This is a genomic window from Amycolatopsis sp. NPDC049253 (genome assembly GCF_040678995.1).
Classification (GTDB): domain Bacteria; phylum Actinomycetota; class Actinomycetes; order Mycobacteriales; family Pseudonocardiaceae; genus Amycolatopsis.
The window spans coordinates 61342-80213 of the sequence record NZ_JBFAQX010000010.1 but is presented as its reverse complement, the minus strand read 5'-3'; the positions used below and the strand labels follow the sequence as shown (position 1 = coordinate 80213).

17 protein-coding genes are annotated in these 18872 nt (G+C 71.6%); 8 read left to right on the top strand and 9 right to left on the bottom strand.

Annotated features, from left to right (window positions below; all coding sequences use genetic code 11):
* Nucleotides 1-6 precede the first annotated feature (6 nt).
* Together AB0K15_RS23410 and AB0K15_RS23405 are read right to left on the bottom strand one after the other, a co-directional pair.
* Nucleotides 7-414, bottom strand: coding sequence for a hypothetical protein (locus AB0K15_RS23410; RefSeq protein WP_364054075.1), 408 nt, complete (start codon nt 412-414; stop codon nt 7-9).
* Nucleotides 415-439: 25 nt separating this feature from the next.
* Entirely contained in the window at nt 440-895 is a 456-nt protein-coding gene (locus tag AB0K15_RS23405) for a MarR family transcriptional regulator (RefSeq protein ID WP_364054072.1), read from the bottom strand.
* 65 nt (nt 896-960) lie between these two features.
* Between AB0K15_RS23405 and AB0K15_RS23400 the strand changes: the two genes are divergently transcribed.
* A complete protein-coding gene (locus AB0K15_RS23400; RefSeq protein WP_364054069.1) occupies nt 961-1347 on the top strand; it encodes a MarR family transcriptional regulator in 387 nt (128 codons plus the stop codon).
* A 69-nt stretch (nt 1348-1416) separates the two neighbouring features.
* Nucleotides 1417-2184 carry a class III extradiol ring-cleavage dioxygenase gene (locus AB0K15_RS23395; RefSeq protein WP_364054066.1) on the top strand — a complete coding sequence of 256 codons (768 nt, stop codon included), beginning with the start codon at nt 1417-1419 and terminating at the stop codon, nt 2182-2184.
* Nucleotides 2185-2247: 63 nt separating this feature from the next.
* Here the strand turns inward: AB0K15_RS23395 and AB0K15_RS23390 are convergent, their stop codons facing one another.
* Together AB0K15_RS23390 and AB0K15_RS23385 are read right to left on the bottom strand one after the other, a co-directional pair.
* Complete coding sequence (locus AB0K15_RS23390; protein WP_364054063.1) at nt 2248-5385, bottom strand: PE-PGRS family protein; 3138 nt, start codon at nt 5383-5385, stop codon at nt 2248-2250.
* Between the two features lie 219 nt (nt 5386-5604).
* The gene (locus AB0K15_RS23385) at nt 5605-6669 is read right to left on the bottom strand and encodes a hypothetical protein (RefSeq protein ID WP_364054060.1); all 1065 of its coding nucleotides are present in this window, start codon (nt 6667-6669) and stop codon (nt 5605-5607) included.
* Nucleotides 6670-7006: 337 nt separating this feature from the next.
* Here AB0K15_RS23385 and AB0K15_RS23380 point away from each other — a divergent pair, with 337 nt between their 5' ends.
* The 3 genes from AB0K15_RS23380 to AB0K15_RS23370 are packed head-to-tail and all read left to right on the top strand — an operon-like array spanning nt 7007 to nt 10019.
* Complete coding sequence (locus AB0K15_RS23380) at nt 7007-8218, top strand: AI-2E family transporter (RefSeq protein ID WP_364054057.1); 1212 nt, start codon at nt 7007-7009, stop codon at nt 8216-8218.
* On the top strand, nt 8215-9372 hold the full coding sequence (locus AB0K15_RS23375) for a DUF5931 domain-containing protein (protein ID WP_364054054.1): 1158 nt from the start codon (nt 8215-8217) through the stop codon (nt 9370-9372). The genes AB0K15_RS23380 and AB0K15_RS23375 overlap by 4 nt, the downstream gene beginning before the upstream one ends.
* The gene (locus AB0K15_RS23370; protein WP_364054051.1) at nt 9369-10019 is read left to right on the top strand and encodes a response regulator transcription factor; all 651 of its coding nucleotides are present in this window, start codon (nt 9369-9371) and stop codon (nt 10017-10019) included. The genes AB0K15_RS23375 and AB0K15_RS23370 overlap by 4 nt, the downstream gene beginning before the upstream one ends.
* 3 nt (nt 10020-10022) lie before the next feature.
* On the opposite strand, the gene AB0K15_RS23365 is transcribed toward AB0K15_RS23370, so the two are convergent.
* Nucleotides 10023-10916, bottom strand: a complete 894-nt coding sequence (locus AB0K15_RS23365) for a hypothetical protein (RefSeq protein WP_364054048.1) — start codon at nt 10914-10916, stop codon at nt 10023-10025.
* 225 nt (nt 10917-11141) lie between these two features.
* Between AB0K15_RS23365 and AB0K15_RS23360 the strand changes: the two genes are divergently transcribed.
* The gene (locus AB0K15_RS23360; RefSeq protein WP_364054045.1) at nt 11142-11795 is read left to right on the top strand and encodes a DUF1707 domain-containing protein; all 654 of its coding nucleotides are present in this window, start codon (nt 11142-11144) and stop codon (nt 11793-11795) included.
* Between the two features lie 58 nt (nt 11796-11853).
* Here AB0K15_RS23360 and ptsP read toward each other — a convergent pair whose 3' ends face one another.
* From ptsP to AB0K15_RS23345, 3 genes are all read right to left on the bottom strand, one after another.
* Nucleotides 11854-13491, bottom strand: a complete 1638-nt coding sequence (gene ptsP, locus AB0K15_RS23355; RefSeq protein WP_364054042.1) for a phosphoenolpyruvate--protein phosphotransferase — start codon at nt 13489-13491, stop codon at nt 11854-11856.
* Nucleotides 13492-14678: 1187 nt separating this feature from the next.
* Nucleotides 14679-15551 (bottom strand): ribokinase, encoded by an 873-nt coding sequence (locus tag AB0K15_RS23350; protein ID WP_364054039.1) that lies wholly within the window; start codon nt 15549-15551, stop codon nt 14679-14681.
* Between the two features lie 261 nt (nt 15552-15812).
* Nucleotides 15813-16823 carry a hypothetical protein gene (locus AB0K15_RS23345; RefSeq protein WP_364054036.1) on the bottom strand — a complete coding sequence of 337 codons (1011 nt, stop codon included), beginning with the start codon at nt 16821-16823 and terminating at the stop codon, nt 15813-15815.
* 98 nt (nt 16824-16921) lie between these two features.
* Here AB0K15_RS23345 and AB0K15_RS23340 point away from each other — a divergent pair, with 98 nt between their 5' ends.
* Both AB0K15_RS23340 and AB0K15_RS23335 read left to right on the top strand, forming a co-directional pair.
* Nucleotides 16922-17332, top strand: a complete 411-nt coding sequence (locus AB0K15_RS23340) for a hypothetical protein (protein ID WP_364054033.1) — start codon at nt 16922-16924, stop codon at nt 17330-17332.
* A gap of 9 nt (nt 17333-17341) precedes the next feature.
* Entirely contained in the window at nt 17342-18079 is a 738-nt protein-coding gene (locus AB0K15_RS23335) for a TetR/AcrR family transcriptional regulator (protein WP_364054030.1), read from the top strand.
* Here the strand turns inward: AB0K15_RS23335 and AB0K15_RS23330 are convergent.
* Nucleotides 18076-18813 carry a 3-oxoacyl-ACP reductase family protein gene (locus tag AB0K15_RS23330; RefSeq protein WP_364054027.1) on the bottom strand — a complete coding sequence of 246 codons (738 nt, stop codon included), beginning with the start codon at nt 18811-18813 and terminating at the stop codon, nt 18076-18078. The two genes, AB0K15_RS23335 and AB0K15_RS23330, sit on opposite strands and share 4 nt — an antisense overlap.
* Nucleotides 18814-18872: the final 59 nt, after the last annotated feature.

The window sequence follows — 18872 nt, the reverse complement described above, 5'->3', positions numbered from 1 at the left end:
AGCGGTTCAGCTGGGGCGCCAGGCGGCCATCGCCGTGTACTCGGCGCGCAGGACGGGCGGCAGGGTCGCCGCGGCAGCGGCCTGTTCGGACGCGGGCAGCGAGGTGAACATCTCCACGAAGCCGACCGCGATCGCGTTCTCGGCCCGGGGGTCGGACTTGAGCTCGGCGTCCAGCACGGCCGCGACGGCGCGTGCTTGCGTGAACTGGTCGGGGTCGATGGCGCGGTGGCGCCAGGTGGTGAGGTACCACGCGCCGAGGGTGTCGAAGTACAGCGTCGGCAGGAGTTCGCCGTGGGCGGAGAGGTGTTCGGTCAGCAGGGCGGCCGCGTGTGGGGCGGCAGCGGCGGCGGCCTGGGCCACGCGGAGCTGCTCGGGGGATGCGAACGGTGCGTCACCTCGGTCGGGGTCGTCCATGTCGATCACCCTGCCACCGTGAGGCTCAGCGGCCCAGGGCCTCGTAGTTCGTGGTGAAGCTCGTCAGCAGGCGGGCGAACGTCGCACGGTCCTCGGCGCTCCACGGGGACATCGCCTCCGCGAAGACGGTCCGGCGGAACGTGTGCAGCTCGTCCAGGCGGGCGCGGCCGGCCGGGGTCAGGGCGAGGACGGTGCGGCGGCCATCGGATTGGTCGGCTTCGCGGTACAGGTCGCCCTGGTCGACGGCGCGGGCGACGAGGCGGCTGGCGCGCGGCTGGTCGACGCCCAAAGCCGTGGCCAGCGACGTGACGGTGGCCGGCTTGCCGCGGTCCGCGAAGTCCTCGACGACGTCGAGCAGTTCGATCACCGGGTCGAGAGCCTGCCGGCCGCGGTCGCGGGCGATGCGGGTGAGGGCGCGGCGCTGCTGGCTCCGGCGGATGGCGATCATGGCGCGCTCGACGTCGGCCACCGGGTCCGGCATGGGTGTCCCTTCACGGAAATACATGTATATTTACATGTAGTTGCTCTTCAGCATAGGGAGTATCCATGAAACCGCTCGGCTACTGGCTACGGCACAACCACGAGTTGCTCGAAGAGGCCTTCGACCAGCCACTCGGCGCCCACCACCTCACGCGCCGGCAGTGGCAGGTGCTCAACGCGGTCGCGCAAGGGGCGCACACCGCGGACCAAGTCGACAAAGCGCTCGAACCGTTCACGGTCGACGAAGGCAGCATGGCCCCGCACCTCGACGAGCTTCAAAACCGCGGTTGGCTCACCTCGGACCACCGGCTCACCACCGAAGGCCGGGAAGCCCACCGAGAGATCGAGGCGAAAGTTCAGACCTTCCGCGCCCGAGCCACCCACGGCATCAGCGAGGACGACTACCTCACGACCGTCCGCACCCTCGAACGAATGGCTGAAAACCTCACCTGACGAAATATCCCCGGGCCGCACAGCGACGAGTACCGTAGTAGTTGAAGTTTCAAACACTTGGAGGCACGCATGGCCCGCACCCCAGTTCTCTACCTCAGCCACGGTGCGCCGCCGCTCGCGGACGACGCCAGGTGGACGCGGCAGCTCGCCGGCTGGTCCGCGGACCTGCCGAAGCCCCAGGCGATCCTCGTGGTCTCGGCGCACTGGGAAGAGGCGCCGCTGACGCTCGGGGCGACCGAGACCGTCCCCCTCGTGTACGACTTCTGGGGCTTCCCCGACCGCTTCTACCAGGTGAAATACGCCGCGCCGGGCGCGCACGAGCTCGCCGCGAAGGTGCGCAAGCTGCTGCACTCGACCACGCCCGTGCACGACGCACCGGAGCGCGGTCTCGACCACGGCGCGTACGTGCCGCTCGTGGAGATGTACCCCGACGCCGACGTTCCCGTGCTGCAGGTCTCGATGCCCTCGCTCGACCCGCAGGCGCTGTTCGACCTCGGCCGCAAGCTCACGCCGCTGCGCGACGAAGGCGTGCTGATCATCGGCAGCGGCTTCTTCACCCACAACCTCAGTGCCATGCGCGAGACCGACGGCACCGACGGCACGCCGCCGCAGTGGTCCACCGAGTTCGACCACTGGGGCGACGAGGTCATCAACCGGGGCGACGTCGACGCACTGCTCGACTTCCAGCACAAGGCCCCGGCCGCCGCCGTCGCGCACCCGCGCATCGAGCACTTCGCGCCGTTGTTCGTCACGCTCGGCGCGAGCGAGACGACGGGCCGCACCGTGATCGACGGGTTCTGGCACGGCCTCGCGAAGCGTTCGCTCGAATTTTCCTGACGCACAAAGAAAACGGGCCCGGAAGCTGGCTGCTTCCGGGCCCGTTTCGGGTTGGCTACTTGCTCACTTCTTGAAGAAGCCGGTCACCTTCGCGGCCAGCTGCTGGATCATCGCCAGGGGCGAGGAGTCCATGCCCGACAGCGCCGGGACCTGAGCCACGGGCAGCGCCGGAACGGCGGGCAGCGCCGGCAGCGCCGGCAGACCCGCGGTCGGCAGCGCCGGGACACCCGACGTCGGCAGCGTGGCGGGCACGCCCGGCAGAGCCGGCAGCGCCGTCACGGCGGGGAGCTGCTGCAGCGTCGGCAGGTTCGCCTTCACCGGGAGCTGAGCGGGCAGCGCCGGCAGAGCCGGAGCGTCGGCGCGCTCGCCGCCGAAGGGCAGACCCGGCAGGTGCACGCCGTTACCCAGGCCCGACACGGTCGGCAGGGAGGTGGCGCCCTTGAGCTGGCCCAGCTCGTTCAGGGCCGACAGCCCGCTGACCGGCAGGTCGGCGCGCTCGGCACCCGGCAGCATCGCCATGGCGGGCAGGCCCGGCAGAGCACCGGCGTCCGGCAGGGCCGGCAGCGCGGGCAGAGCCGGCGTGGCGCCGGACGTCGGGAGCGACGCCAGAGCCGGCAGCGCGGGCAGCTGAGCCGCACCGAGCTCGTTGCCGAGCGGGGTGTCGATCGACGGCTCGGACACGACGGTGTTGTCGGTGCCCTCCGCGGTCGCGGTGCCCAGCAGCTCCAGCGGGACGCCGAAGACCGGGACGTTGACCGGCAGGTGGTGGTAGAAGTTGTAGCCCGAGAGCGCACTTCCGTCACCGTCGGTGGTGGGGGTGCCACCGTTGGTCGCGGTGATGTTGTTGTCACCGGTCGCGTGGGCGACACCGGCCGCGGAAACGGCGTTGGTCACCACGTGCGGCACCGCGCTGACGGGGATGTCGAGGATGTTGCCCGAAACCGAGCCCTCGAGACCCGACGTGGTGTCGTCACCGGCAGCGGTCACGTCCTGCGAGTTCATGCTGTCGGCGGAGGACACGCCCGCCGCGGACACCGAGTCCGCCACGACCGGGACGGCCGCCAGCGGGTCGGCACCGATGACGTTGCCCGCCACCGCGCCCGCGTTGCCGTTGGTCAGCGAGGAGCCGCCCGCGGTCGACGCGACGTCGTTCGAACCGGCCGCGTGGCCCAGCGCCGCACCCGCGACACCGGTGCCCGACGGGTTCACCGCACCGGCGATCGGCGCCTTGATGATGTTGCCGGCGAGGCCGCCGCCCTTGCCGTCGGTGAGCGCGTTGCCACCGGCGGTCGAGTCCGTCAGGTTGTCGGCCTGCGCGGTGCCGATGCCGGCCACCGCGCCGCCGATCCCGTGGCCCTGGACGGGCAGCGAGACCGGGGCTTCGATGATGTTGCCCGCGCCTGCACCCCCGGTGCCCTTCGCGTGCGTGTCCCAGCCGGCACCCGAGGTGGTGTCGCCGGTCGCGTTGCCGTGGCCCTGGCCCACGAACGCGGCGCCGATGCCGAAGACCTGCACCGGGGCCGACACCGGGGCGGTGCCGAGGTTCGAGCTCAGGAAGCCGTTGTCGTCGTCGGTGTTGCCACCGCCGCCGCCCTGGACGACCTTGGTCTCGTGCGCGTCGGCCGAACCCTGGCCGATGAACGAGCCACCCACGCCGAAGACCTCGGCGGGCACGCCCACCGGGACCTGGACGACGTTGCCCGAGCCCGAGGAGTCGTTGCCCTGGCTGCCGTCGTAGCCACCGGCCGTGACGGTCTTGGTCTCGTTCGACGTGCCGGAGGCGTTGCCGATGTGGCTGCCGCCGATGCCGTGCACCTCGGGAGCGCCCGCCACCTGGCTGTTGACGACGTTGCCGCCCAGCACGGTGTCGTTGCCGCGGGTGTAGCTGCCGTTGCCCGCGTTGGCGTCGGTGGTGTTGTCGCACGCGGCGTGCGCGTTGCCGATGTAGGTGCCGCCGACGCCGCACACCTCGACGGGGAGGGCCACGGCCGGGTCGACCACGTTGCCCGCGCCCGCGGCCTGCTGGCCCGAGGTCTTGACGAAGCCGCCGGAGTCGACGGTGCTCGAGTGCGAGCTGCCGACCGAACGCTCGGGCGACATGCCCGTGGTCGCGTTGCCGATCCACGAACCCGCCACGCTCGCGACGTTCGCGATCGGGCTGAGCTGAGCCGCCACGGCGTTGCCGCCGAGGAACGACTTGTCACCGTCGGTCTCGAGGTAGGTCGGCGTGCCGGCCAGGCTGCCCGGCCGCTTGTCGCCGGCCTTCGCGTCGGCCGAGGAGGAGGACGACGCGTCGGCGTCCGAGCCCCACACGCCACCGGCGTTGCCGTTGAACTTCACCGGCAGGGCGATGGGCGCGCCCACCACGTTGCCGGTGCCCGCGCCGCCCTTGCCGTCGGTCAGCGCGGAGCCGCCCGAGGTGGCCGTGGTGTCGGCGGTGTACTGGCTGTAGCCGTTGCCCAGGATCCAGGAGGCGGCGTTGCCGGTCACCTGCACCGGGGTGGCGAACTGGCCGGCGACGACGTTGCCGGACAGGCCGGAGCCCTTGCCGGTGGTGTCGATGTTGCCGGTCTCGGTGGTGCTCTGGCTGGCCGAGCCGCCGTGCACCGCGCCGGAACCGCCCGCGAGGCCGACGCCGTTGCCGGCCAGCTGCACGGGGAGCGCCCAGTCGAGGGCGACGACGTTGCCCGCGAGCCCGGAGTTCTTGCCGGAGGTCGCGATGTCCTGGTTGTGCGAGTAGGTCTGCTCGTGCGACTTACCGTCGACGTTCGCGTCACCCAGCACACCGACGGCGTTGTCGACGATCTGGATCGGCACGACGAGGTCGCCGGAGACCTTGTTGCCCTTGAGGGCGTCGTGGGTCGGCGTCAGCTGCCGCGGCGCGTCGGCCTTCGGCAGGCTGTCCGTCAGGTTGCTCGCCGCACCGCCGGGGCTCTTCGCCGAAGCGAGAGCGTCCTTCACGGCGGAGGTGACGGGCTTGGTGCTGACCTCACCCTGGTAACCAGGAACGTCCACCTGACCCAGCGGGGTGCCGATGGCGTTGTTGTCGACGTCGACCGGAACGGTGACGTTGAGGTCGAGCGGGGAGGCCGGGGTGTCAGGGTTGACGTTTTCGTCGGCCGAGGCGATGCCGGTGCCCAGCATCAACAACCCACCCGTGACCAACGCGGTCTGGAGTCCGCGCTTTGCCCAGGTCTGCATGGGGTTTTTCTCCTTCATTTCGGGTTCCCTTGCGGGCTTGTGGGGTGCGCTTTTCGCTGTGATCAATTGAGGGAAAGCGCACCAGAGGGGTGGTGCGGTGCGAGCGCGGAAAAGGGCGCATCGCGAGAAAACCCGCGGGGTTCAGTCGGTGACGCGAAGCCGGCACGACGAAGGTGCCCGAGCTTCAGGACGCGTCAGCGACCCCGCGGGTGAGGTGAATCAGTCAGGAGTGACGCCGGGCTGCTCGCCCGGGCTGAGCGGCGTGTGCCGCACACCGGCACGGGTCGAACCCGCCACGGCGTTGTCGACGGCAGCGGTGACCCAGGAGGGGACGCCGAAGTTGAGGCCGTCGAGGTGACCACCGGGGGCGGTGTTGTTGCCGCCGCCGGGGACAGTCGGGATGGAGGGGGGCGCCATCGGGAGCTGCGCCGGGGAGAACGGGTCGGGCAGGTTGCGGTGGTCGCCACGCGAAGGCGTGTCGACGCTGTCGCCTGCTGCCGCGAGGTCCTCGTGCGCGGAGCGGGAGAAGATCGCCCGCAGCGCGTCGGAGGTGGAAACCGCTGCGGCGCCGAGGTTCTGCGCCGTGTCACCGGTGGTGCCGGTGGCGGCCGAGACCGGAGCGGCCGGCTCGACGGGCGAACCCGGGAGCCCGGGGAGGTCGACCAGTGACCCCGTGTGGCTCGGGTCGAGCAGGTCCCACACCTTGCGGCCGAAGTCCTGCGCCTCGGGCGACGGGGCCGTGGCCTCGTCGATCACGCGGCGGGTGTCCTCGGGCTTGCGGGCGATGTGCTCGATCGCGCCGAGCGTGCGCGACGCCGGGTGCAGCACGGCGTCTTCGCCGAGGTCGGTCACGGCGTCGCTGACGCGCCCGGACACCTCGTGGTCGGCCGTGGTGCGCACCTGGTCGCGGTGCGGGCCACCGATGTGGTCACGCGGGTCGAGCGAACAGATCGGCCGGTCGTGGCCAGGCGCGGACCACGTGGTGGCGTCCTGCTCGCACGCGGAGACATTCTGCACGGCGCCCGCGGCGGTACCGGCGACGTTGCCGGCGAACTGCGAGACGCCGCGCGTGACGTCGCCGAGGTTGGCGACGGTCGCGTCGGTCACCGGCGTGACGCTGGCGCCGACCTCACCGGCCTGGATGGTGTCGGCCGAGGCGGCAGAGGAGGAGACGGCCCACGCGGCGGCGGTCGCGGCGACCGCGCCACCGAGGACGAACAGCGCACGCGACGCGAGGCGGCCGACGCGCTTCGCGTCCCGCCCCTCGTTCGCCGCGTTCGTCACTCGTGCTTCTCCTCAACTCAAAACGTCTGGCTCGGAAAAAACTTTCGGGCTTTTCGGCTTTCCGGGAATCGTCGGAATTGCGTTCCCCATCGCCGGGTGTGCGACCGAGAAAACCAGGAGCCACACCCGTCACGCATCCTTGACACGACTTGATGCCACCATCGTGTGAACAACACAGAGTGTGGCCCGATCTCACGTTCGGTGATCTCCACTGGCGGAGCCGGGTTACTCCGCAGTCGGCTGTCAAGCGCCACTTCGGGCGAACCGACGGACGCGCCGCCGTCCGCGGCACCGCGATTCGCCCGGAATGACAGGGCGGACCGATACGGTGGGCTTCGTGAGCCAGCCACCACGCGGACGGCGCGAGCAACCGTTCCTCACCGAGAAGACCGACATCACCGGCCTCGTCCCGCGCGGACTGCGGGTGGCCGCGGCATTGGGATGGCGGTTCATCGTCGTGATCGCCGCGCTGTACGCGGTGGTCTGGCTGATGGGTTACCTGGCGGCGGTGGTCATCCCGGTGTCCATCGCGCTGCTGCTCGCGGCGCTGCTCGCGCCCGCCGTGGAGAAGCTCGTGCACGTCCGCTTCCCACGCGGGTTGGCGACGGCGATCGTGCTGATCGCGGGCCTGGCGGTGCTGGGCGGGCTGCTGACGTTCGTGATCACGCAGTTCTCCAGCGGCCTGCCGCAGCTGCAGCAGCAGCTGAACAACAGCCTCAACCAGATCAAGGACTGGCTCACCAACGGCCCGATCCACCTGCGCCAGGAGCAGATCCAGGACTTCCTCGACAATGCGATCGGCTTCATCCAGAACAACCAGGCCTCGCTCACGAACACCGCGCTGACCACGGCGGGCACCGTCGGCGAGATCCTCACCGGCTTCGTGCTCACGCTGTTCGTCACGATCTTCTTCCTGGCCGGCGGCAACCAGATCTGGTCGTTCCTGGTGCGCGGCATCCCCCACCGCGTGCGCAAGCGGGTCGACGTCGCCGGGCGCCGCGGTTTCGCGTCACTCGTCAGCTACATCCGCGCGACGGCCGCGGTGGCCGTGGTCGACGCCGTGGGCATCGGCGTCGGGCTGTGGATCGTCGGTGTGCCGCTGGTGATCCCGCTGGCGACGCTGGTGTTCCTCGGCGCGTTCATCCCCATCATCGGTGCCGTGATCGCGGGCGGCGTCGCGGTGCTGATCGCGTTGGTGACCAAGGGTTTCATCGGCGCGGTGATCGTGCTGGCGATCGTGATCGGCGTGATGCAGCTGGAAAGCCACGTGCTGCAGCCGCTGCTGCTCGGGCGCGCCGTGCGGTTGCACCCGCTGGCCGTGGTGCTCGCGATCGCCACCGGCCTCGTCGCCGCGGGCATCGCCGGCGCGCTGCTGGCCGTGCCGCTGCTGGCCGTGCTCAACGCGGGCATCCGGTCGCTGCTCCACGAACAAGATCCCGATCCCGAAGCCGTCGACGTGCTCCACGACCAGGCGGCGCAACCCAACAACGCCGAACCGGGCTCCGACGACGCCGAAGTGCCGACTCGGGGCGACGACGAGGAGAAGTGAGCACGCAGGCCACCCGCGACCCGGCGACGCCGCTGTGGCGCGGAGTCGTGCTGCTGCGCGTGGTCACGTGGGCGTTCGCGCTCGGCGTGGTGATCGCGCACCGCAGTGAGTTCCAGCGCGCGTGGCTGGCGTGGGCCGTCGTCGGCGCGATGGGTGTGTGGACGCTCGTGTCGGGCGTCGCGTACCTGCGCGAAGGCGGCCGGCGGCAATGGCTGGTGGTGCTCGACGTCGTGCTGACGACGGGGCTGATGTTGTTGTCGCCCTTCATCTTGTCGCCGACGCAGTACGCCGAGGCCGCGCCGCTGATCACCACGGTGTGGGCCGCGGTGGGACCGATCGCGGCGGCGACGCGCTTCGGCGCGGGCGGTGGGGTGCTGGCGGGACTCGTCGTGGCCGTCGGCACCGGCATCGCGCGCGAACGCCTGGACCTCGACGTCTTCCGCGACGGAGTGCTGCTGTGCGCGAGCAGCATGCTGGTCGGCATGGCGGCCACCACGGCGCGGCGCTCGGCGGAGGCGCTCGCGCTGGCGTTGCGCACGGAAGCCGCGACGGCCGAACGGGAACGGCTCGCGCGCTCGATCCACGACAGCGTGCTGCAGGTGCTCGCGCGCGTGCGCCGGCGTGGCATGGAGGTCGGCGGCGAGGCGGCCGAACTGGCGCGGCTCGCGGGTGAGCAGGAGATCGCGTTGCGCGCGTTGGTGACCACCGAACCGTCGTGGGCGGTGGCGAGCAACGGGACCGCGGACCTGCGTTCGGCGTTGCAGCTGCTGGCCACGCCGTCGGCGCAAGTGGCGACCCCCGCGGGCACGGTCGACCTGCCGGCGCACGTGACTGCGGAACTGGTGGCCGTCACGCGCGAAGCACTGTCCAATGTGGAGAAACACGCGGGACCCGACGCCCGCGCGTGGGTGCTGCTGGAGGATCTGGGCGACGAGGTCGTGGTGAGCATCCGCGACGACGGCCCGGGCATCCCCGAAGGACGGCTGGCGCGCGCGGAGGCCGAAGGGCACCTGGGTGTGGTGGAGTCCATCCGGGGCCGGGTGCGTGATCTCGGCGGCACCGCGGCCCTGGACAGCGCTCCGGGCCGCGGCACGGAGTGGGAGGTGCGCGTGCCGAACAAGGCCGTGCCGAACAAAACGAGGGGCGGACGATGACGATTTCCGTGATGGTGGTCGACGACCACCCCATCTGGCGCGACGGCGTCGCCCGCGACCTGGGGGAAAAAGGCTTCGACGTCCGGGCCACGGCGCCCGACGCCCCCGCCGCCGTCCGCATCGCCCGCACGGTCCGGCCGGACGTCGTCCTCATGGACCTCAACCTCGACGGCACCTCCGGCGTCGACGCGACGCGCGAGATCACGACGGAGCTGCCGGACACGCGGGTGCTGGTGCTGTCGGCGTCCGGCGAGCACTCCGACGTGCTGGAGGCGGTGAAGGCCGGCGCCTCGGGGTACCTGGTGAAGTCGGCGTCCGTGGCGGAGCTGGTGGACGCCGTTCGCCGCACGGCCGAGGGTGATCCCGTCTTCACGGCGGGTCTCGCCGGTCTGGTGCTGGGGGAGTACCGGCGGATGGCCGACGCGCCTTCGTCCGCCGAGCCGGCGCCGCCGCGGTTGACCGAGCGGGAGACGGACGTGTTGCGGCTGGTCGCGAAGGGGCTGACCGCGCGCCAGATCGCGGAGCGGCTGGTCCTGTCGCACCGGACCGTGGAGAACCACGTGCAGTCGACGCTGCGGAAGCTGCAGTTGCACAACCGCGTGGAGCTGGCGCGGTACGCCATCGAACACGGCCTCGACGAGGACTGACCGCTACGAAGCGCTGACTGCGGCCGTCTGCAGGGCGCCGGTCAGCTTGGCCTTCCCGAGCCGCCACGCGGGTTCGCCCGGGTGCCAGGCCGCGACCACCCCGTCGTCGAGCACGAGGTCGCCGTCGTCGGTCCAGTCCAGCGACGAGCGCTTGAGGTTGTCGGTGGAGAACGGCATCGACGGTGCCTGCTGCCAGGTCAGATCCGAGAGGTCGAGCAGCCACACGTCGCGGGTCTGGATGTCGGAGCTGTGCCACGCGGGCGAGCCGAAGTCGACGGCCGCGAAGGTGCCTTCCCGGCTCGGGACGACCAGGGGGTTGCTCTGGACCACCGGCGGCTGGATCTTCTCCCGGCTCCCGTCGCGCAGGTCGACGACCGTGAGGTCCGTGAGGCCGCCGAGGATCAGCCGGTCGCCGATCGCGGCGAGGATGCTCGGGGCCTGCTGCACCGTGCGTCCGGTGTCGGGGTCGATGAGGACGTCGACGGTTTCGGCGGTGCCGTTGTTCACGGTGATCAGCAGGCCGCGCGAGGTCTCCTGCCGCAGGACCGTGGTGCAGCTCGCCACGTTGCCGCCGCCCAGCTCCGAGCCGGCGAGCGACACGTGCTCGAGCCGGCAGCTGTCCGGGGCGTCCTGGCGGATGACCCACACGCTCTTGGCGTCGGCGCCCGGCGCGAGGCTCACCGCCTGGCCGAGCGGCGTGGCCACGCCCGCGTAGGCGTAGACGTCGAACGGCTGGCAGGTCTGCTGGCACGGGGGCGAGGTGAGGATCACCGGGGTGCGGCCGACGCGCCGCAAGCCGACCAGCCGATCGCCGCCCGGCACGCCGGGCACCAGGCCGTTCGCGCCGGTGTCGGCGTCGAACAGGGTCGGCGGCGACGTGGCGAGCAGGAGTTGCACGTCGATCCCACCGGTGGTGACCGACCCGGTGAGCCCGCTCGGCGGCGGGCCGCTCGGCCGGGGCGTCGCCGTGGCCTCGGGGGCCGGAGCCGGGGTGGGGGCCTCGCCCGTACACGCGGCCAGGAGGAAGCTCGTCGCAACGAGGGCGACGCCGGCGCGAAATACGGGTCTGTTCAGGGTTTTTCCCCGATCTGACGAGGGAAATACGGTTCTACCATCGTTTGCATGGCCGAGGAAGAGACGACCGGCGCGGAGGCCGCGACCGAGACGAAGCCGTTGACCGCACGCGACATCCGGGTGTCGGACGACGAGCGCGAACACGTCGTCGCCGTGCTCCAGAAGGCGATCGGGCTGGGGATGCTCAACCTCGACGAGTTCACGGAGCGCACCGACAAGGCGTTGGCGTCGCGTACACGCGGCGAGCTGAACGCCGTGCTCACCGATCTGCCGGGGCTGCTGCACCCGGAGGCGGCACCGAGTTACCCCGCCTACCAGCCACCGACCAGCACGTATGCGCCTGGTCAGCGGCTCGAGCTCAACGCCAAGTACTCGTCGCTGCAGCGCGGCGGCCCGTGGCTGGTGCCGCCGGCGATGGTCGTGCGCAACAAGTACGGCAGCACGAAGCTGGACTTCACCGAGGCCCAGGTGTCGACGCCGGTCGTCGAGATCGAGCTGGACTCCAAGTGGGGTTCGGTCGAGATCATCATCCCGCCGCAGGCCGCGGTGGACTACAACGCGATCACCGAGATCAAGTTCGGTTCGCTCGACGACAAGACCGGCAGCAACGGTCGCGCCGGCAACCCGCGCTACATCATCACGGGCCGTATCCACGGAGGCTCGCTGGTCATCCGCAACCCTCGGCGGGGCTTTTTCGGCTGACCAGCGATGCGGTGCCGGACCCGGTTTTCCATCCGTCGGCCGGGTCCGGCTCCGTCTTTCAGTTCGCTGCCGCGCGTGCCGCGACGGGATCCGCACTGGCCAGCGCGTTCGTTGCTTTCGCCTCCGCCTCGGCCAGCGTGACCGTGGCCAGCGAAGCGCCGACGGCCCGCACGGCCGCCGCGTTCATCGACAAGCTCGTGAGGCCCAGGCCCGCGAGCACCACGGCGAGCCGCGGGTCGGCCGCCGCTTCGCCGCACACGCCGGCGGGCTTGCCCGTCGCCTTCGCCGCGTCGCCGATCAGCTTGAGCAACCGCAGCAACGCGGGCTGCCACGGGTCGTTCAGCTTCGCCACGGCGCCGAGCTGACGGTCGGCGGCGAACGTGTACTGGGCCAGGTCGTTGGTGCCGACCGACACGAAATCGACGACGTCCAGGATCTCCCGCGCGGACAGCGCGGCCGCCGGGATCTCGATCATCACACCGGCGCGCTCGATGCCCGCCGCACGCACCCGTTCGGCGAACCACGCGGCTTCCTCGGCCGTCGCGACCATCGGGGCCATCACGGAGACCAGCGCGCCTGAATCCCGGGCCGCCCCGGCGATGGCCTCGAGCTGGCGGTCGAGGACGTCGGGCCGGTCGAACGCCACGCGCAGCCCGCGCACGCCCAGCGCCGGGTTGGGCTCGTCGTCGGGGTTGAGGAAGGCGAGCGGCTTGTCGGCTCCGGCGTCGAGCGTCCGCACGATCACCGGCTTGCCGCGGAACGGCGCCAGCACCGCCGCGTACGCCTTGCGCTGCTCCTCGACGGACGGCTCCGCCGGGGCGTCGAGGAAGCTGAACTCGGTGCGGAACAGGCCAACGCCCTCCGCGCCCGCCTCGGCGGCCGCCTGCGCGTCGGCGGGCGAGCCGACGTTGCCGTAGACCTTGACGACGTGCCCGTCCGCGGTCGCGCCGGCGCCGTTCCACTCCGCAGGCCCCTGCGCGACGGCGGTGATGATCGGGTCGGCCGGGTCCGCCGGCTGGATGAGACCCGTGTCGCCGTCGACGGTCAGCGCCTTCGCGTCGAGCTCCAGGATCCCCCGCACGGCCACCACCGCCGGAATCCCCAGCGCCCGGGCGAGGATCGCCGTGTGACTGGTCGGACCGCCCTCCTCGGTGACCAGCGCGAGCACCTTCGCGGGATCCAGGCCCGCCGTATCCGCCGGCGCCAGGTCCCTCGCCACGAGCACGCTGGGCGACGGCAACTCCGGCACTCCCGGCGGCTGCTGCCCGAGCAGCTCGGCCACCAGGCGGTCCCGCACATCACGGACGTCACGCACCCGCTCGGCCATGTACCCACCGGCCGCGGCCAACGCCTCGGCAAACCCCTCAGCCGCCTGGTACACCGCGCGCGCCGCGGGCAAGTTCTGCTCCGTCACCAGCTTCTTGGCCTGCGCCGCCAACGCCGGGTCGCCCGCCATGGCCGCGGTGGTGATCAGGATCGTGGCGGCCTCCCCGGTCGCCGCCTCCGCCTGCGCCTCCAGCCGCTTCGCCACGACCTCCGCCGCCGGCTCGATCCGCGCGGCCTCCACCAGCGCATCCCCGGGCGCCGGCGTACTCGCCGGCTCGCCCATGGGCTCCGCCACCCGCACGACAGGCCCCCTCGCCCGCCCCGGACTCACCGCAACCCCGCCCAGCCCCGCTGTCGTGCTCTCAGACATGGTCTAGACCATATCCCAGATACCCGCGGACGGCTCGCGGTGTCGGCCACACCACCCGGCTCTCTTGGATGCGTTGCACCCGCGCCACCTCCTACCTCGCTCTACCTCGCCCCGCCTCCCCGCGCTCCCGTGTGACGCTCGCGCTTCCCCGCCCCGCACCACAACCCCCGCCCTCTCCGGGGGGCTGCCCCGATCCCATTTTACCGAGGTCAGGGGCCTGAAAACGGGTGGTGAGGAATCTGTGGACAACTCGGGGGCCGTGGAGGCGGCTGTGGATAACTCGGGGGTGGGATGGGGGCGCAGCGGCTGCGACGCAGTGGGAGGGGTGCGGCGGGAGCGGGCCGCAATGGCACGGCAGCAGGATGAGCGGGGATGGAACTGAGGGGTCGCGGCGGTGAGGGTCCGCAGCAGCGGGGTGCGCACCGAAGGAGACATACAGGGGAGGGACGGTCGAGGGAGGCAGGCACGGACTTCGGCGCATATCGACACGGTCCGGTCAACCGCGGCAGCGGCGAAGCAACGCCCAGACCACGGAACAGCGCCGAGCGATGATCACCGGGCGCTGAGCGCGGCCGCAGGGCTGAGGACGAATGAGGCCTCCCGCCAGGTCGAAGCACGACAGCCGCCAGCGCAAACCCGGGCAGCCGATTCGCACGCTGTGAAGTCGAACAAGAACCCCACCAGCACAACCCGCGTAACTGACTCAAACACTGCGCAGTCGAACGAGAGACCTCGATCTGGGCGAGCGTGACCTCGCCGGAGCCCGTGCGGCCGCGGCCGAGCACGTCGCAGCCGCGAGCGTGTGCACCAGCGTGGCTTCCTGGATCCGCGCACACCAGCCCAGCCCCGCAGCAGCCGGGCCGTCGATCTGGGCGAGCGCGGCCTCGCCAGAGCGCGAGCCCGTGCGGGCGCGGCCGAGCGCGTTGCGGCCCGCGAGCGTGGCTTCCCATCGGCGCGAGCCAGCCCAGCCCCGCAGCAGCCGGGCCGTCGATCTGGGCGAGCGCGGCCTCGCCAGAGCGCGAACCCGTGCGGGCGCGGCCGAGCACGTCGCAGCCGCGAGCGTGCGCGCCAGCGTGACTTCCCATCGGCGCAAACCAGCCCAGCCCCGCAGCAGCCGGGCCACAGGAAAGCCCAAGCCTCCAAACCCAGTCGGCACCCTCAAGTAAAGGAGAACTCAGCCCAGCGATTCAGCCGAGTTCCGCAGCCGTCGGGTACGAAGGCTGTGCGCCAGGCCGTGTGACGCTCACCGCGGCGACGGTGGCCGCGCGTCGTGCCGCGGCGGCGAGATCGGCGCCGTCGGCCAGGGCGGCCGCGAGTGCTCCGGCGAAGGCGTCGCCCGCGCCGGTCGTGTCGACGGCCTCGACCTTCGGCGAGGCGACTTCGGTGACCCCGTCGGCGGCCACCACCACGGCGCCTTTCGCGCCCAGGGTGACGACGGCCGCGCGCGGGCCCAGATCGAGCAGCTTGCGTGGATCGGCGTCGTCCGAGCCGAGCAGGTACGCCGCTTCGTGCTCGTTGACCAGCAGGACGTCGAGCGCGCCGAGCGTCTCCGGAGACAGCTGCGCGGCGGGTGAGAGGTTGAGCAGCACCGTCGCGCCGGCGGCGGCCGCGCGTCGGACGGCGTGCTCGACCGTCGGCAGCGGGACTTCCAGCGACAGCACCACCACAGCGACGTCAGCGAGCGCCTCGGAGGTGATGTCGGCGGGCGTCAGGGCGGAATTGGCGCCGGGGGAGACCAGGATCGAGTTCTCGCCGTCCGGTGTGACGGTGATGTAGGCGATGCCGGTGGGACGATCGACGGTGCGCAAGTGCTCAGTCCGAACCCCGGCGCCGGACAGCGAATCTCGCAGCAGCGCGCCGTACGGGTCCGAACCGACGGCGCCCAGCAGAGCGACATCCGCACCCAGCCGGCCCGCCGCGACCGCCGTGTTCGCGCCCTTGCCGCCCGGGGACAGCACCGTGTCGCCGCCCAGGACGGTTTCGCCACCGGCCGGGCGGCGGTCGACGGGGACGACGAGGTCGGCGTTGGCGGAACCCACCACCAGCACGGCTGCGCACATGGTCGACACCTTGCCACGAGTGCGCTCGGGCGCAGGTCACCCACCGTCCGTGCGCAAAAGTGAAGGTTTTTGTAACTTATCCGGCGCCCAGTGCGACAATCAGGCGAGCAGCGGATGCCCGTCACTCGATCGGGGGATCCATGTCCCCCAGGCGTCACTTCTGAGACGGGTTCCGCTCTTGTGAAGCGTCACTGTCCTTGAGCCAGTGGCGTTGCCCCGACCGGAAGCGCACCGGAGAGGGCATCGGGTCGCCGGCGCCGATCACGTAGCCCCCCGAGTGATCGGCGTCGGCGGCGCCCCGACCAGCGCGGCCACGGCCCGCGCGGCCGGCATCGAAACACCCGAAGCGAGCACGAATTCACCGCCCTCGCGCGGAGTCACGCGGACGACACCGCCCGCCTCGGCCGTCAGGGCGGAAATCTCGTCGCGCCGCACCACGACCCCGTTGTCGTACCGAGGGATCCACGTGACCCCCTGACCGTCCACGGTGAACACACCCCGCGTGCCACGGTGCCGCGTCCAGACCAGCGCGCCGACGCACAAGGCGACCGCGATCAGCCCGGGCACCGTGACCGGCAGCCACATCCGCACGATCAGCACCGCCATGAGCAACGCCACCGTGCCCCCGATCGCCGCCTGACGCGCACCGGAAGCCTTGCTCGCGCGCACCTTCACGCTCTCGCCGGCCACCGGCGCCCGCTTCACCGACGCCCACCGCACCACCGTCACGGCCGTGCGCTGCAAACCGAACCCGCCGCGCCGGACCTCCAGCGACGGCCAGCGCACCAACCCGGGCCGCACCGTCTCGACGGCGGCCGCCAGCCGGTGGGCCTCGCCGGGTTCGAACAACGTCGACAGGACGAAGCCGTGGGGACCGCGGCGGCTGAACTTGTCCGCCCACCGCTGTTCGTCGGCCGGCGCCAGGTACACCTCGACCCGGTTGTGCTTCTCGACCAGCACCACCGCGCTGAATTCGTCCCACGGCAGCACCAGCCGCGCGTCGCGAACGGGGAACCGCAGGCCACGCGCCGCGACCTCGACGCTCAGCCGCTCCTTGCGCAGGCCGCGCCGCCCGAGGGGGATGCAGCCGAGCAGCACGAGCCCGATCAGCGCGATCACCGAGCCGGCGTACAGCCCGGCGCGGCTCGCCGTCATCAGGAGGCCGCCGAAGCCCGCGATCAGGAGCCCCGGAACCAGCAGCAGCAACGTCGCCAGCCGCACCTCGTCCGGCGGCACGGGCGCGGGGTAGGTGACCGTGGTGATTTCGTCCATCTCGGACGAAGTGTGACAGAACGCGGTCGGGGTTTCCCTACCCCGTTCGGCGGACGTCCGGGTGTTTTCGCAGCTCAACGGCCCCTAGCGTCGAACGCATGAAGATCTCGGACTGGAAACGCGCGGTCTACGCCCTCCTCGCCCTGCCCGCCTGTTTCGGCGGCAGACGCGCCCGGCAGCTGCTGGCGAGCCGGCTCCTGAACGTCCCGCCGCGCGAAGGGACCCCTCGCTATCTGGCCGCGGCCGGGGTGAGCGTGGTGGCCATCCCCTTTTCGCTGCTCATCGGGTTCCTGGTGTGGCGGATCGCGACGTACGGCCTGTTCTGGGACCCCTCGACCGCCGACGAATCGTGGGGTGGGCCGTCGCTCGCCGGGGCCTGGCTCGTGCACTTCTGGTGCGCGCTGGGCATGGTCGTGGTGGCCATGTGGGTGCTGCGCCCGCTCACCGATCTGCAGGCCCGGCTGCTCTCCGGCCGCGTTGTTACGGGAACAACCGTGCCGACCACCTAGAATGTCCGGATGAGCAGCCCCACGCGAAGGGGCCGCGCGCGAGCGGCTACCGAGCAGGACATCCGCCGGACCGCCCGGAGACTGCTGGTCGAACAGGGTCCGGACGCCGTGACGCTCCGGGCGATCGCCCGGGAGCTGGGCATCACCGCGCCGGCCCTGTACCGCTACTACGAATCTCGCGACGACCTGGTCGAGAACCTGCGCCTCGACGTCATCGCCGACCTCGCCGCCGAGCTCGCCGAGGACGTCGCCGTGCTGCCCGACGACGGCATGGCCCAGCTCTTCGCCATCTGCAAGGGCTTCCGCAGGTGGGCGCTCACGCACACCAAGGAGTTCACGCTGGTGTTCGCGTCGCCCACGGGCGGCGTCGGCACCACGGCGGGCAGCGCGCTGCACCGCCTCGACGAGCCGTTCGGCCGCATCTTCCTCGCCGCCGCCGGCCAGGTCCTCGCCACGCACGACCTGGTGATGCCGCCGAACGACGTCGTCCCGCCCGAGCTGCGCGACGACCTCACCGCGTTCCAGAGCGAACTGCTCGCCGTGCTCGGCGAGTCGGGCCGCGCGATCGCGCCCGAGAAGCTGGACCTCGGGCTCACGTACCTGATGATCCAGTTCTGGGCGCGCCTGTACGGCCACGTGACGCTCGAGGTGTTCGGCAACTACCCGATCCCCGTCTCGAAGCCGGACATCCTCTTCGAGGCCATCCTCACCGACCTGGCCCGCGACGTCGGGCTCTACGCCGGTTAGGCGGCGTGGCCGCCGTCGACCGACAGCGTCGCGGCGGTGATGTACTCGCTCGCCGGGCCGGCCAGGTACGTCACGGCGTCGGCGACTTCCCCTGCCGTGCCGTAGCGCCCGGCGGCGGTGAGGGACCGCTGGTCCTCGGCGAACGGACCGTCGGCCGGGTTCATGTCGGTGTCGGTCGGCCCAGGGTGCACGAGGTTCACGGTGACCCCGCGCGGCGCCAGCTCCCGCGCGAGTGCCTTCGTCAGCCCGACCATCGCCGACTTGCTCATCGCGTACAGCACCATGCCCGGCCCCGGCACGCGATCGGTGACGCAACTGCCGATGGTGACCACGCGCCCGCCTTCGCCGAGGTGCTCGGCCGCCGCCTGCGTCGCCAGGAACACGCCGCGCACGTTCACCGCCAGCACGCGGTCCAGATCCGCCAGCCCGGTCTCCGCGACGGGCGCGACGAACCCCACGCCCGCGTTGTTGACCAGCACGTCGAGCCGTCCGAACTCCGCGACCGCGGTCTCGACCGCCGCCCGCACGGCTTCGGCGTCCGCGCTGTCCGCCGCGATCGCCAGCCCTCTGCGCCCTGTCGCCTTGATCTTCTCCACGACCTCCGTCGCGCGCTCGGCCCCGCGGACGTACGTAATCGCGACGTCGGCGCCTTCCTCGGCCAGCCGCTGCGCCGTCGCTGCTCCGATTCCTCGGCTGCCGCCGGTCACGAGCGCCACTTTGCCGTCGAGCTCCATCCCCAGATCTCCTTCGTGGAAGCCGGTTTTCCTGATGACTCCATCGAATCGACCGGAGA

Bases quoted from the DNA above. Each gene is read 5' to 3' on its own strand.
- AB0K15_RS23400 (WP_364054069.1), top strand. From the start codon at position 961: ATGAAACCGCTCGGCTACTGGCTACGGCACAACCACGAGTTGCTCGAA.
- AB0K15_RS23340 (WP_364054033.1), top strand. From the start codon at position 16,922: ATGAAGATCTCGGACTGGAAACGCGCGGTCTACGCCCTCCTCGCCCTG.
- AB0K15_RS23335 (WP_364054030.1), top strand. From the start codon at position 17,342: ATGAGCAGCCCCACGCGAAGGGGCCGCGCGCGAGCGGCTACCGAGCAG.
- AB0K15_RS23360 (WP_364054045.1), top strand. From the start codon at position 11,142: ATGGCCGAGGAAGAGACGACCGGCGCGGAGGCCGCGACCGAGACGAAG.
- ptsP (WP_364054042.1), bottom strand. From the start codon at position 13,491: ATGTCTGAGAGCACGACAGCGGGGCTGGGCGGGGTTGCGGTGAGTCCG.
- AB0K15_RS23345 (WP_364054036.1), bottom strand. From the start codon at position 16,823: ATGGACGAAATCACCACGGTCACCTACCCCGCGCCCGTGCCGCCGGAC.
- AB0K15_RS23410 (WP_364054075.1), bottom strand. From the start codon at position 414: ATGGACGACCCCGACCGAGGTGACGCACCGTTCGCATCCCCCGAGCAG.
- AB0K15_RS23370 (WP_364054051.1), top strand. From the start codon at position 9,369: ATGACGATTTCCGTGATGGTGGTCGACGACCACCCCATCTGGCGCGAC.
- AB0K15_RS23330 (WP_364054027.1), bottom strand. From the start codon at position 18,813: ATGGAGCTCGACGGCAAAGTGGCGCTCGTGACCGGCGGCAGCCGAGGA.
- AB0K15_RS23395 (WP_364054066.1), top strand. From the start codon at position 1,417: ATGGCCCGCACCCCAGTTCTCTACCTCAGCCACGGTGCGCCGCCGCTC.
- AB0K15_RS23405 (WP_364054072.1), bottom strand. From the start codon at position 895: ATGCCGGACCCGGTGGCCGACGTCGAGCGCGCCATGATCGCCATCCGC.
- AB0K15_RS23350 (WP_364054039.1), bottom strand. From the start codon at position 15,551: ATGTGCGCAGCCGTGCTGGTGGTGGGTTCCGCCAACGCCGACCTCGTC.
- AB0K15_RS23390 (WP_364054063.1), bottom strand. From the start codon at position 5,385: ATGCAGACCTGGGCAAAGCGCGGACTCCAGACCGCGTTGGTCACGGGT.